This window comes from Tsukamurella ocularis, assembly GCF_965138335.1.
Taxonomy (GTDB): Bacteria; Actinomycetota; Actinomycetes; order Mycobacteriales; family Mycobacteriaceae; genus Tsukamurella; species Tsukamurella ocularis_A.
Map to the genome: position 1 here is coordinate 1 of NZ_CBCSDV010000014.1, position 13,257 is coordinate 13,257.

At 70.5% G+C, this 13,257-nt stretch carries 13 protein-coding genes; 3 read left to right on the plus strand and 10 right to left on the minus strand.

Translation table 11 applies throughout. The annotated features are described in order from the left end of the window. Positions 1-44: 44 nt before the first annotated feature. Positions 45-704: a TetR/AcrR family transcriptional regulator gene (locus tag ACNAYW_RS13710; protein ID WP_415850246.1), complete on the minus strand. Its 660-nt coding sequence runs from the start codon at positions 702-704 to the stop codon at positions 45-47. A 126-nt stretch (positions 705-830) separates the two neighbouring features. On the opposite strand from ACNAYW_RS13710, the gene ACNAYW_RS13715 reads away from it, so the two are divergent. Beyond that, positions 831-1,661, plus strand: a complete 831-nt coding sequence (locus ACNAYW_RS13715; protein ID WP_415850247.1) for an SDR family NAD(P)-dependent oxidoreductase — start codon at positions 831-833, stop codon at positions 1,659-1,661. A 26-nt stretch (positions 1,662-1,687) separates the two neighbouring features. Here ACNAYW_RS13715 and ACNAYW_RS13720 read toward each other — a convergent pair whose 3' ends face one another. Next, complete coding sequence (locus ACNAYW_RS13720; protein WP_415850248.1) at positions 1,688-2,593, minus strand: glycine betaine ABC transporter substrate-binding protein; 906 nt, start codon at positions 2,591-2,593, stop codon at positions 1,688-1,690. A 62-nt stretch (positions 2,594-2,655) separates the two neighbouring features. On the opposite strand from ACNAYW_RS13720, the gene corA reads away from it, so the two are divergent. After that, the gene (gene corA / locus ACNAYW_RS13725; protein WP_415850249.1) at positions 2,656-3,741 is read left to right on the plus strand and encodes a magnesium/cobalt transporter CorA; all 1,086 of its coding nucleotides are present in this window, start codon (positions 2,656-2,658) and stop codon (positions 3,739-3,741) included. A gap of 77 nt (positions 3,742-3,818) precedes the next feature. Here the strand turns inward: corA and ACNAYW_RS13730 are convergent, their stop codons facing one another. After that, a complete protein-coding gene (locus ACNAYW_RS13730; protein ID WP_415850250.1) occupies positions 3,819-4,415 on the minus strand; it encodes a suppressor of fused domain protein in 597 nt (198 codons plus the stop codon). Between the two features lie 11 nt (positions 4,416-4,426). Continuing rightward, positions 4,427-5,452, minus strand: a complete 1,026-nt coding sequence (locus ACNAYW_RS13735) for a LacI family DNA-binding transcriptional regulator (RefSeq protein WP_415850355.1) — start codon at positions 5,450-5,452, stop codon at positions 4,427-4,429. 147 nt (positions 5,453-5,599) lie between these two features. On the opposite strand from ACNAYW_RS13735, the gene ACNAYW_RS13740 reads away from it, so the two are divergent. After that, positions 5,600-7,249, plus strand: a complete 1,650-nt coding sequence (locus ACNAYW_RS13740; RefSeq protein ID WP_415850251.1) for a glycoside hydrolase family 13 protein — start codon at positions 5,600-5,602, stop codon at positions 7,247-7,249. A gap of 70 nt (positions 7,250-7,319) precedes the next feature. Here the strand turns inward: ACNAYW_RS13740 and ACNAYW_RS13745 are convergent, their stop codons facing one another. From ACNAYW_RS13745 to ACNAYW_RS13770, 6 genes are read right to left on the minus strand one after another with little or no spacing between them, the layout of a single operon-like run. Beyond that, a complete protein-coding gene (locus ACNAYW_RS13745; protein WP_415850252.1) occupies positions 7,320-8,186 on the minus strand; it encodes a chromosome partitioning protein ParB in 867 nt (288 codons plus the stop codon). Continuing rightward, on the minus strand, positions 8,176-8,850 hold the full coding sequence (locus tag ACNAYW_RS13750) for a metallophosphoesterase family protein (protein WP_415850253.1): 675 nt from the start codon (positions 8,848-8,850) through the stop codon (positions 8,176-8,178). The genes ACNAYW_RS13745 and ACNAYW_RS13750 overlap by 11 nt, the downstream gene beginning before the upstream one ends. A gap of 9 nt (positions 8,851-8,859) precedes the next feature. Beyond that, complete coding sequence (locus tag ACNAYW_RS13755) at positions 8,860-10,041, minus strand: ABC transporter ATP-binding protein (protein ID WP_415850254.1); 1,182 nt, start codon at positions 10,039-10,041, stop codon at positions 8,860-8,862. Positions 10,042-10,069: 28 nt separating this feature from the next. After that, a complete protein-coding gene (locus ACNAYW_RS13760; protein WP_415850255.1) occupies positions 10,070-10,903 on the minus strand; it encodes a carbohydrate ABC transporter permease in 834 nt (277 codons plus the stop codon). A gap of 10 nt (positions 10,904-10,913) precedes the next feature. Continuing rightward, on the minus strand, positions 10,914-11,855 hold the full coding sequence (locus tag ACNAYW_RS13765; RefSeq protein WP_415850256.1) for a carbohydrate ABC transporter permease: 942 nt from the start codon (positions 11,853-11,855) through the stop codon (positions 10,914-10,916). Beyond that, entirely contained in the window at positions 11,852-13,195 is a 1,344-nt protein-coding gene (locus tag ACNAYW_RS13770) for an extracellular solute-binding protein (RefSeq protein WP_415850257.1), read from the minus strand. Before ACNAYW_RS13770 ends, ACNAYW_RS13765 begins: the two co-directional genes overlap by 4 nt. Positions 13,196-13,257 lie beyond the last annotated feature (62 nt).

The following is a 13,257-nucleotide window of genomic DNA, read 5'->3' on the forward strand; positions in this document are numbered from 1 at the left end:
ACGCCCGGCCCACCCGACCACGCGGCCCGACCCGAAGCGCACCGTCAGGCCGCGCCCGACGTGAGATCCAGACCCACCGCGCCCGCCATCCCCACGAACATGGTGGCGAGATGCTCGACGACCTCATCCCGGGTCATCGCGGCGAAGCCGGCGTTCTCGTCGAGCCACTGCACGAGCGTCTCCTCCACGACGGCGATCCAGCCGTGCACCGCGAGGACGAAGCGGGGCGAACGGGCGATGCCGATGCTCTCGGCCTGCTCCACGAAGTGGCTCACGATCTGCTCGCGCACGGACTTCACGGCGGAGCGGATCCGCGGCTCGGACCAGCTGACGCCGGCCAGCATCGGGAGCAGCGATTGCCGGTTCTCCATGATGTGGTCGACGTAGGTGCCCAGCGTGGCGCTGAGGATCGGCATCACGTCGGTGATGTCCTCGGGGTCGCGGTCGGGGGTGGCGACCTCCCCGACGATGCGCGCCTGCTCCTCCACCAACGCGACCTGGAAGTCGAGCTTCGAGTCGAAGTAGTGGAACAACAGGCCCGCCGAGACGCCGGCCTGGCTCGCGATCTCCTCGATGGACACCTGCTCGAGCGCCTGGTGCTTCAGACTGAGCAGGCCCAGGTCGATGAACTGCTGGCGCCGGGCCTGGGGGCTGAGCCGGGTGCGCTTGCGCCCCACCGCTGCGGCGACGGACTTTCTGGTCACCTACTGAATCATACTCAATAGGTCGTTGACAGACCTCGTATCCCGACCCTACTGTCGAGTAAGAACGCCGCGCGCCGCCTCCCGACGGGCGCTCGGCCAGGACCAGCGTGAGGGATGAACAACAGCATGAAGAGTTTCCGCGGCAAGGTCGCCGTCATCACCGGCGCCGCCTCCGGCATGGGCCGCGAGCTGGCCCTCCAGCTCGCCGACGAGGGCGCCAAGCTCTCGCTCTGCGACTACGACCCCGCCGGCCTCGAGCAGACCGCCGAGCTGGCCCGCGCCCGCGGCGCCGAGGTGCACACCAAGGTCGTCAACGTCGGCGAGCGCGAGCAGCTCCTCGCCTACGCCGACGACGTGGTCGCGCACTACGGCACCGTCAACCTACTGTTCAACAATGCCGGCATCGCGCACCACGAGCCCGTCGAGACCACGTCCTTCAAGGACTACGACCGGGTCATGGACATCGATTTCTGGGGCGTGGTGAACGGCACGAAGGCCTTCCTGCCGCACCTCATCGCCTCGGGCGACGCGCACATCGTCAACACCAGCTCGCTGTTCGGCCTGCTCTCGGTCGGCGGGCAGAGCGCGTACAACGCCGCCAAGTTCGGCGTGCGCGGCTTCACCGAGGCCCTGCGCATCGAGATGCTCTCGAGCGATCACAACGTGGGCGTGACCTGCGTGCATCCGGGCGGCATCAAGACCGCGATCGCCCGCAACGCGACCGGCGCCGAGAACGTCGACACCGCGCACACCGCCGCGCTGTTCGACAAGTACCTCGCGCGCACCGAGGCCGACGACGCCGCGCGCACCATCCTGAGCGGCGTCAAGCGCAACCGCGGCCGCGTCCTGATCGGCCCGGACGCCAAGATCATCGACGTCCTGGTGCGGATCGGCGGCTCCGCGTACGAGCGGGTCAACGCCCTGATCGATCAGCAGCTCACCAAGCGTCTGAAGTAGCCCCGGCACNCGNCCTCGTCGCGTTCCTAGTTCAGCGTGTGCTCGGCGGCCCAGTCCCCGGCCGCCTGCTCGGGCGTGCGCTCCCCCGATTCGACCTGCGCGACCATCGCCGCCAGGTCGGCCGTGGTGAGCTCGCCGGCGATCGCGGACAGCCGTTTGGTCTGCGCCACGGTGAGCCCGTCCCGCCGCACGAGCGGCACGACGGCGCGGGACGGCACGGCACCGTCGGGATCGGCGACCTGGACCAGGTCCTTCGACGCGGACGAGAGCGTGCCGAGCTGCGCCAGCGCGGCCCGGCCCTCGCGGACGGCCCGCGCGGCGGCCGCCTCGTCGGCGGCGGGCACGACCGGCCCCGTCGCGCAGCCGTAGCGGGCGCGCAGGTCCGACGGCGATCCGGCCGGGACGGCGACGGCACCCGAGAGCCCCTCGCAGCCGCGTAGCGTCGCGGACGGCGCGTCCTTGGACGCGAAGAGCATCGGCTGGTCGAGCGCGAGCGTCGGGTCACCGAGCCCCAGCCCCTCGGGGAGCACGGCGCTGAGCGCCACGAACTGCGCGTCCCACTGGGCGCGCGGGTTCTCCGACTCCTCTTCCTTCGCCTTCGTCGGCTGGGCGGCGCCGGGCCGGTACCGGTCCCACAGGGCGCCGGTCAGCGCGGGCGCGACGGTGAGGTCGCCCCGCTCGACGGCGGCCACGGCGGCGTCGTCGCCGGGACCGAGCCCCAGCCGGGTCTCGACCGGCGTGCCCGCCATCCGCAGGGCGTTGGCGTAGATCAGGGCCTCGAGCTTCGAGGCCGCACTCCCCGACGAGCCGACGGTGACCGTGCCGGGCGCGGTGCGCGGCCCGAGGTCGGCCTGGTCACCGGGGTCCGAACAGCCCGCGGCCGCCAGCGCGACGAGGGCCGCGGCGGCGAGGCGGGACGGTCGAATGCTCACGCCTACTTTCTACCCGGCGCTGCCGCGGGCCGACCGCCTGGCCCGGGTCTACTATCTCGTCCATGCCCTCCATGCCGTCCATGCCCCGGCCCGGAACGGGACGTCGCGAGGTCCGCGAGGCGGACGTCGCGCGCGTCCCGGTGCCGGTGGCCCGTGCCGTCGTCGACTGCGGCGTCTACGTCGACGGGGTGCGCCTGCCCGGCCGATTCGGCTACGTCGAGGCGATCGAGGAGGTCCGGCGCCGCGGCGAGGGCTACGTGTGGGTGGGCCTGCTCGACCCGGACCAGCACCAGATGGACGAGGTCTCGCGCGTCTTCGGACTGCACCCGTTGACCGTCGAGGACACGCTGGTCACGCACACCCGCCCCAAGGTCGACCGGTTCGACGACACGCTCTTCCTCATCCTCAAGACCGTGAACTACGTGGGCCACGACCGCACGGACCCGATGGCGCGCATCGTCGAGACCGGCGAGGTGATGGTGCTCGTGGGCCCCGACCACGTGATCACCGTGCGGCACGGCGACCACGGCAGCCTGCGCCGGGTGCGCCGGAACCTCGAGGCGAACCCGGAGCTGCTGAAGCTGGGTCCGTCCGCGGTGATGCACGCCGTCGCCGACCACGTCGTGGACACGTACGTCGCCGTCTCGGACCTGCTCGAGGACGACATCGACCGGGTCGAGGAGGACGTCTTCCGCGCCGGCGCCCGCACCCAGGTCGACGAGATCTATCAGCTCAAGCGCGACATCGTGGAGCTGCGCCGCGGCATCCACCCGCTCTCCCACGCACTCAAGCGCCTGACCTGCGACTTCAGCGACATCATCCCGCACGAGATCCAGCGCTACTTCTCCGACGTGCTCGACCACCAGGCGATGGTCGCCGACCACGTGGAGACCTACAACGACGTGCTGAGCTCCCTGATCGACGCCGCGGTCGCGAAGATCGGGATGCAGCAGAACGAGGACATGCGCAAGATGTCCGCCATCATCGGCCTGGTCGCCGTGCCCACCATGATCGCCGGCGTCTACGGCATGAACTTCGACAACATGCCCGAGCTGCACTGGCAGTACGGCTACTTCATCGTGCTGGCGATCATGCTCGTCGCCTGTCTCGGCCTGTTCGTCGTGTTCCGCAGGATCAAGTGGCTCTAGCGGCTCACGATGTCGGGTTCTGCGGCCGTGCGAGTGTTCTCGCGCACGTGTAGGCCCGGAGAAGTCGACATCGTGAACTAGACCTCGCGGGCCGCAGGCCGGCCCGGGTCGGCCGGGTCGATCCCGGCCTCCGCCCACGCCTCGCGCAGCGCCACGGCCCCCTTGAGCCGCACCCAGGCGGCCTCGTTGGCGGTGATCGGGTCGGCGCGCAGGAACCGCACCGGCTCGCCGTCCGCGCGGTCGAGGTCGGGCACGGCCGACTCCCCCAGCAGCACCGCGGTGAAGGGCGCGCCCGCCCACAGCGGCGCGCCGAGGTCGACGAGCGCGTCCGGCGCGAGCACCAGCCCCTCGACGGCGGGCGTGGCGGCGAGGATCGCCAGCGAGCGGTGCACCCCGTCGAGGGCGGCGCCCGGGCCGTCGGCGGCGGGCCGCAGCTCCAACACCACTTCGGCGCGCGGCCCGTCCTCGACGGTGACCAGTGCGTTCGGGTCGGTCATGGCGTGGCGGCTGCAGCCGACGCTGGCGAACGCGACGAGCGGATCCCCGACCCACCGCTGAATCGTCATCGGCTCGAGCCCCAGGAAGGTGACCGACGCCGAGGCGGGGGGCGCGAAGTCGCGTCCCGCGTAGTGCTCGGCGAGGTGCGCCCGGACGGCGTCGACGACGGAACTCACGGGTTCCGATCCTACGGAACCGGCGGCGCCGAGCGCGGCAACGGGGCGTCCGCGGTGCTGCCGCGGTCGAGGAGCACCGGGGCACTGAGCAGCTGCAGGTCCGCCGCGGGATCACCGGCGACGCGGCGCAGCAGGAACTCGATCGCACGGCGCGCCATCGCGGTGTGGTCCGGTCCGATGCTGGTGAGCCTGGGACGGACCAGTTCTCCGGTCTCCGTTCCCGCGAACACCGTGAGCACCGAGAGATCCTGCGGAACACGAACACCCGCGGCTGCCGCGGCCGAGATCATGCCCACCCCGGCCGGCTCGTTGCACAGGAGCACGGCGGTCGCACCCCCGGCGGCGACGCCTGCGTAGGCGTCCCATCCCCCTGCGAAGGTGGCCGCGGTCGGGACGACGCGGGACCGGATCCGATGCCGGCGGGCGGCCGCGTCGACGGCGGCGAGCGAGCGCACGGCGAACCCCGGTGCGTGGGAGCGGTCCACCGGCGGCCCGGTGAGGACGGCCACGTCGCGGTGCCCCCGCTTCGCGAGGTGGGCGACCGCCTCCTCCGCCGCGGCGTCGAAGTCCGCGTCGCAGAACGCCGTTCCCTCGACGTCGTCGGTCCGGCCGACCAGCACGAACGGAACACCCGCCTCGCGGAGGTAGTCGACGCGCGCGTCCGTGGTGTACACCTCCATCACCACGAAGCCGTCGACGAGCCCCTGCCGCACGGTCTCCCGCACCGGCCCCGCATCGTCGGCGGGTCCCGGCAGCAGCATCAGGTGCGAGCCCCGCGCGCGCGCCTCGTCCGCGGCGGCGGTGAGGTAGCCCGCGGTGTCCACGCCCTGACCGAGGGCCTCGGTCGTCAGCAGCAGTCCGAGCAGGCCGGTGCGCGTTCCGGCGAGGGCGCGGGCGAGCACGTTGGGCGCGTAGTCGAGCGACTCCATGGCGGCGCGGACCCGCTCGCGGGTGTCCGCGGAGATCGGACGAGTGCCGCTCAGAACGTAGGAGACGGTGCTGCGCGAAACGCCCGCCAGACGCGCGACATCGGCCATGGTCGCCACGGGTGCGCCTCCCCTCGTTGTCCGCCCGCCGGACGGCGGAACACCGCATCCGATCCTACGGATATCCGCTACGCTCGAGGGGCGTCGTCGACGCGCGTCGACGATCTCGTCGACGAAGACGCCTTCGAAGGGAGTGTTGTGGTTCTCAAAGACCTCGGAACGGCCGATTGGTGGCGCCAGGCGGCGGTGTACCAGATCTACCCGCGCAGCTTCGCCGACTCCAACGGCGACGGGATCGGCGACCTGCCCGGGATCACCTCCCGCGTGCCGTACCTCCGCGAGCTCGGCGTCGACGCGGTGTGGTTGAGCCCGTTCTACCCCTCCGAGCTCGCCGACGGCGGCTACGACGTGGCGGACTACCGCGACGTCGACCCGCGCCTCGGCACCCTCGACGACTTCGATGCGATGAGCACCGCACTGCACGACGCCGGGATCAAACTGATCGTCGACATCGTGCCCAACCACACCTCCGACCAGCACGAGTGGTTCCAGGCGGCCCTCGCCGCGGGCCGCGGCTCCGACGAGCGGGCCCGTTACCACTTCTTCGAGGGCACGGGCGAGAACGGCGATCAGCCGCCGAACGACTGGCAGTCGCACTTCGGCGGTCCGGCGTGGCATCGCGTCGCCGAGCCCGACGGCTCGCCCGGCCAGTGGTACCTGCACATGTTCGCCCGCGAACAGCCGGACCTGAACTGGGAGCGGGAGGACGTCCGCGCCGATTTCGAGAACACCCTCCGTTTCTGGTCGGACCGCGGTGTCGACGGCTTCCGCATCGACGTCGCGCACTACCTGCGCAAGGACCTCAGCGAGCCCTTCGCCCCGTTCGCCGTGGTGGGACTGGGCGAGCTGACGCTCAATCCCGATCACCCGTTCTCGGACCGCGACGAGGTGCACGAGATCTACCGCGCGTGGCGCAAGGTCTTCGACGAGTACGAGCCGCCCCGCACCGCGGTCGCCGAGGCGTGGGTCCACAAGTCCCGGCTCGCCCCGTACGCGAGCCCGGACGGCCTCGGGCAGGCCTTCAACTTCGACCTGTTGGTCTCGGAGTTCGAGGCCTCGCAGTTCCGCGAGATCATCGACGAGAACGTCCTGCGCGCCGTGGAGACCGGATCGTCGAGCACCTGGGTCCTGTCGAACCACGACGTGACCCGGCACGCCACCCGCTACGGCCTTCCGGCCGGCCTCGGGCACCGCGCCGCGGCCTGGACGCTGGCGGGCGGATCGCGCGACGAGGTGGACACCGCACTCGGTGAGCGGCGGGCCCGCGCGGCGACGATGCTCCTCCTGGCACTCCCCGGTTCCACGTACATCTACCAGGGCGAGGAGCTGGGCCTGCACGAGGTGGGCGACATCCCCGCTGCAGCGCGCCAGGACCCGACCTTCTTCCGGACCGAGGGCAAGGAGGTCGGCCGGGACGGCTGCCGCGTGCCCCTTCCCTGGACCGGCACGGGGCCGTCGTACGGCTTCGGGTCCGACGGTGCGCACCTCCCGCAGCCGGCGTGGTTCGCGGACTACGCCGTCTCGGTCGAGGACGCCGATTCCGCGTCGACCCTGAACCTGTATCGCCGGGCGTTGGCACTCCGCGCCGATCTGCAGAGCGCGGAGACGTTGACCTGGATTCCGCACTCGTCGGCATCGGTGCTCGCCTTCGAGCGGCCCGGCGGATGGCGGTCGTACACCAACTTCGGCGCGGAACCCGTGGAGCTGCCCGAGGGCCGGATCCTGCTCGCCAGTGCGGAGTTCGACGGCGACCGGCTCCCCGGGGCGACGACGGTCTGGATGCGCTGACCCCGACCTGCGCGCCCCACGCGCGTCGGGGCCGGAGCCTCTGACTCCGACCCCGACGCCGGGCGCCCTCCTAGAAGAACTTGCCCGGTTGCCAGGGCGGGTTCTTCGCGGAGACCTCGTGGATGATCTCGGGCGTCCAGACGTGCTTGCGCACGAGGCGGTACCGCTCGCAGGCGACGAACAGGTAGACCTCGGCGTCGGTGGAGGATTGCATGATCCCGGCGGCGCGCGCCATCTCGATGACGGGCGCGAACTCCTCCTCGTACCAGCGACCGGCGACGACGGCGCGGGAGAGGTACTCCCCCGCCTCCTGGATCAGCCGGAAGCCCCAGGCCTCGACCGATTCCGCGAGCACCGAGTAATCCCAGGCATTGGTGAACCGGATTCGCTCCCGCGCGGCGCCCTCCAGCGGCACCCGCTCGAGGAACAACCGCCGGTGATCCTTCAGCAGCAGGTCGGAGCGGACCGCGATGCCGCCCGAGCCGATCCGCGTGACGACCTCGGTGACATCGGCGTCGACAGTGGAGAAGCCGCGAGCGAAGGCGATCGATACGCGGTGGTGGCCGTCGACCACGAAGTACAGGTCGCCGACCTTCTTCAGCTCGACCGGCGGCATCGCCTCGCCGCGCCGCTGCGCCGCCGCCAAGCGCTGCCAGCGGGCGCGTAGCGCGGGCGAGCGGGGCCGGAAGTAGCGATCGAAGTCGCGGGTGCGGTCGACGCTGCCGACGATCTGTGCGACCGGCACCACCTGCAGCCCCAACGGCCGTTCGGACACGAAGCCGAGCGCCGAGACGACCTCGTCGTAGGGCAATACCTCGGTGACGTCGCCGGGCTGGCCGCGCACCCAGGAAGCGAGGCGGGCGATGTTGGCCCGGCGCCGGGACCGCTCGAAGTCGGTGCGGGCGTCCTCGTCGGGGAAGCCGGTGTCACGCGCCACGTCGCCGCTCCTTCACGCGGTAGGCACCGGGGCTGCCCGGAGTGATCTCGAAGTACGTGTACCCCACGGTGTTCAGCACCGGCACCCCCTCGATGGAGCGGTCCGGTCCCGGCATCCCGAACGGGTGCACGTGCCCGTGCACGAAGACCTGCGGCCGCAGCGTCGCGACGAGCCGGCCCAGGGCCGCCAGGCCGCGGTGCGGGCCGTCCTCCCCGTCGCCCACGCCCCGCGCCGGCGAGTGCGCGAGCACGACGTCCACGGTGCGGCGCCGGGCCGCGAGCCGGACGCGCCACGCGCGACGCGCCGCCTGCGCCTGCGTCCACTGGTTGGGGCCGCCCCGGTACCGGATCGACCCGCCGAGACCGGCCACGGTCAGGCCGTCGACGGTGACCACCCGACCGTCGGCGTTGACCCCGCCGCGCGGGCCGGGCGGCTCGCAGGGCACGCCACCGCGCACGAACCCGCCGCGGGTGCGGCGGTACCCCGTGTGATCCGGATCGTGGTTGCCGGGAACGAAGACGCAGGGCACCCCGTACCGGTCGACCAGGGACTCGAGGTAGGCGCCGGTCAGGTCGCCCGCCCCGAGGATCAGGTCGGGGCACAGCGTCGATGAGCCCAGGGCCAGCCCAGGGACCTCCTCGTCGCTGACGGCGAGCACCCGCACGACGACGACCTACAGGGCCAGGTTCCGGCCGGTCGCGGCGTCGAAGACCGCGATCTTCGTCGGGTCGTAGTACAGGTCGACCTCGGCACCGCGGGCGGCGCCGGAATCGGCGGACAGGCGCGCGACGATCTCGTCGACTCCAGCGGGCGGCGGCGACTGCTGGCCGGCCTTGAGGTCGCCGAGGACGTCGGTGCGGGCGTCGTCGGCCGGGACCGCGAAGTGGATGAACTTGTCCGAGCCCATCGACTCGAGCACGTCGACCCGCGCGCGGAAGGTGAGCCCGCCGACGCGCTGGTTCGGGTCCAGCAGGCGGGCGTCCTCGAAGTGCTCGGGCCGGATGCCGACCACGACGTCGCCGGTCTTGTTCCCCGCGGCCGACGCCTTCTCCGCCAACTGCGGGGCGTCGAGCAGCAGGATCTCGCCGAGCGCCGTGTCGATGCCCACCGAAGTGAGGCGGCCGGGCACGAAGTTCATCGCGGGCGAGCCGATGAAGCCGGCGACGAACAGGTTGTTCGGGCGGTCGTAGAGCTCCTGCGGCGCGCCGATCTGCTGCACGTCGCCGCTCTTGAGCACGACGACGCGGTCGCCGAGTGTCATGGCCTCGGTCTGGTCGTGCGTCACGTAGACCATGGTGGTGCCGAGGCGCTTCTGCAGGCGGCTGACCTCGGTGCGCATCTGCACGCGCAGCTTGGCGTCGAGGTTGGACAGCGGCTCGTCCATGAGGAACGCCTTGGGGCTGCGGACGATCGCGCGGCCCATCGCGACGCGCTGACGCTGGCCGCCCGAGAGCTGCGAGGGCCGGCGGTCGAGGTGCTGCGTGAGGTCCAGCGTGCGCGCGGCGTCCTCGACGGCGGCGTTGACCTGATCCTTGGGCAGCTTCGCCAACTTGAGCGGGAAGGCGATGTTCTCGCGCACGGTCATGTGCGGGTACAGGGCGTAGGACTGGAAGACCATCGCGATGTCGCGGTCCTTCGGGGCGCGCTCGTTGACCCGCTCCCCGCCGATCCGCAGCTCGCCGGCGGAGATGTCCTCGAGGCCGGCGATCATGTTGAGCGTCGTGGATTTACCGCAGCCCGAGGGCCCGACGAGGATGACGAACTCGCCGTCGGCGATCTCGATGTTGATGTCGCTGACGGCGGTGGAGCCGTCGGGGTAGGTCTTCTTGACGTGGTCCAGGACGATGTCGGCCATGTGATTGCTCCTCGAATACTTTCCGGCGTCAGCCCTTGACCGCGCCGGAGGTGAGTCCGGCGACGATCCGTCGTTGGAAGATCAGGACGAAGATGATGATCGGGATGGTGATGATGACCGCGGCGGCGGCGATGGACCCGGTGGGCTCCTCGAACTGCGAGCTACCGGTGAAGTTCACGATCGCGACCGGGGCGGTGATCGACCGCTCGGTCGCGGTCAGCGACACGCCGAACAGCAGGTCGTTCCACGCCGCGATGAACACCAGGATCGCGGCGGTGACCACGCCGGGGACCGCGAGCGGCGCGATCACCTGGCGGAACGCCTGCGCCGGGGTGGCGCCGTCCATCTTGGCCGCCTTCTCGAGCTCCCAGGGGATCTCGCGGAAGAACGCGGACAGGGTGTAGACGCACAGCGGCAGCGCGAACGTGACGTTCGGCAGGATCAGGCCCGGCCAGGTGTCGAACAGCCCGACCGCACGCTCGATGTTGAACAGCGGGGTGATCAGCGAGATCTGCGGGAACATCGCGATCAACAGCGCCGCCCCGATGAACAGCTTCTTACCCGGGAAGTTCAAGCGCGCCACCGCGTACGCCGCGAACATGCCGATGATCACGGCGATCACGGTCGAGATCAGCGCGACGCCGATCGAGTTGATGAGCGGGCGGATGAAGCCGCTGCCCTCGAAGATCGCGGTGTAGTTGTCCATCGTCACGCTCTTCGGGATGAAGTTCCCGTCCGTCACCGTCGCGGGCGACTTCAGGGAGAGCGAGACGATCCACAGCACCGGGATCAGCGCATAACAGACGACCAGGAGGTCGATCGCACTCCAGGCGACCTTGCGCCCTGCGGTATTCGTAGCCATGACCGCGCCCCTACCTCTGGTCCTGGTCGGCTCCCGGCACCGCGGTGCCGAACGCCTTGACGAAGATGAATGCGATGATCGCCACGCAGATGAAGATCAGCACCGAGATGGCCGAACCCACACCGAGGTTGAACGCCTTGAACAGGTTGTCGTAGCCGAGGATCGACACCGAGCCCGTTCCGTTGGCGCCCTTGGTGAGGACGTAGATGTTGTCGAAGACGCGGAAGGCGTCCAGGGTGCGGAAGAGCAGCGCGACGAGGATCGCGGGCTTCATCAGCGGGATGATGATCTTGGTCAGCCGCGTCCACGGGCCCGCGCCGTCCATCGCCGCGGCCTTGAGCAGATCGTCCGGCACCAGCGCCAGGCCGGAGAGGAGGAGCAGCGCCATGAACGGCGTGGTCTTCCAGACCTCGGCCAGGATGATGATGAACAGCGAGGGGATCTGTTGCGTCAGTGGCGCGCTGCCGTCCGGCAGCAGGTTCGCCAGGTAACCGGTCTCAGGAGTCCACGCGTAGAACCAGGAGAACGACGCCGCCACCGTCACGATGCCGTACGGGATCAGCACGACGGTGCGGACGACGCCCCGTCCGACGATGGTCCGATGCATCACCAGCGCGATCGCCAGGCCCAGCACGAACTCGATCACCACCGAGACGACCGTGATGAACGATGTCACCCCGAGCGCCTGCCACCAGTAGCCGTCCTGCAGGACCGTGCCGTAGTTGCCGAGGCCGATGAACTCGTCCTGCCCCGGCGCCGCCAGGGACGACTTGTGCAGGCTGAGCCAGAACGCGTACACGATGGGGTACGCCGTCACCAGCAGCATCACCAGCGCCGCGGGCGCGATGAGCATCAGCCCGAGCTTGCGCTCCTCGCGCTGCCCCTGGGACAGCGCCGCCTTCCCCGTCGCGGGCGCCGGCGCGGCGCCCCCGTTCGTCGTCGCAGTCGTCACGGGACCAGCCCCTTCTGATCGATCGCCTTCGAAGCGGCGGTGACCAACTCATCGACGAGGGAGTCCGGATCCCACGAACCGACGGGACTCAGCTTCGCCTGCAGCAGTGTGGACATCGCCTGGTACACGGGAGTCACCGGGCGCACCGAGGAGGTGTTCTCCTGCAACTGGTCCCGGATGAGCTTGGCCATCGGGTACACGGCCAGGTACTCCGGGTCGTCGTAGAGCGAGGGCAGGACGGGCGGCGTGCCGGCGTCGAGGCCGTAGGCCTTCTCCGACTCCTCGTTGGTCAGGCACTCGATCGCCTTCCACGCCTGCTCCTGGTGGATCGACGTCGGAGAGACGGCGTAGTTGCCACCGCCCATCGTCGGGCGCGCGGGAACACCGGGCGCGACTTGCGGGAACGGGGCGAAGTCGAACTTCTTCCGAATCAGCTCGTTCATCTTCTTGAGCTGATCGTTCGTCGGCTTCTTCACGTCGGCGGCGAACTTCGTCATCTCCGGCAGGAAGGGCACCGACCCGGCGGCCGAGTTCTGCTGCATCGCCGAGAGCACGAAGGGCCAGTTCACCTCGAACAGCGCGGACCCGCGCTCCATTCCGAGCCGGATCTCCGTCTCCATCGTCTGGGTGAAGCTGGGGTCGTGGCCGGGCGCGGTCGCGACCGACTTCATCGTCTGCAGCGCCTTGACCGCGGCCTCGCGGTTCTTACCGTCGCCGAGTACGACGTTCTTGCCGGTCTCGTCCACGATCTTTCCGCCCTCGCTCTCGAGGAGGGAGTTGAACCACACCGTGAGGCCCTCGTACTGCGCGGCGGTGACGCCGATCTGCGTCGGCCCACCCTGCGCGCCGGACTTCGCCGACAGCTCGAGCAGCTGGGCCCACGTCAGCTTCGGCGGCGACGTGACCGGCTTGCCCGTCACCTTCGCGAGGACGTCCTTGCGGTACCAGAGCAGCTGCGTGTTGGTCCACGCCGGAATGGCGTACAGCTCGTCGTTGAACTTGCCCGTCTTCAGCGGGCCCGCGAGAACGCGCTTCTCCGTGCGCGCCGCGAGCTCCGCCGGGACCTTCACGGCCCAGCCCGCCTGCGCGAACTCGGCGGTCCACGTCACGTCGAGCCCGAGCACGTCCAGAGTCTTATCGCCGCCGGTCACGCGACGTGCGAGCTGCAGGCGGGCGTCGTCGGCCGACTTCGGCAGCGGGTATCCGACCACCTTGTACTCCGAGTTCGAGCACTTCTCCGCGGCCCGCGCCACGGTGGGCGCACTGTCGGCGCCCACGTACACGCTGATGGTGATGCCGCTCGAACCGGCACCGCACCCCGCCAACAGGGTGGCGGCCATCGTCGTGGTCAATCCGACCGCGCCGAGCCGAGCCGCCCGGCTCCTACGCGTTCGACTGCTTC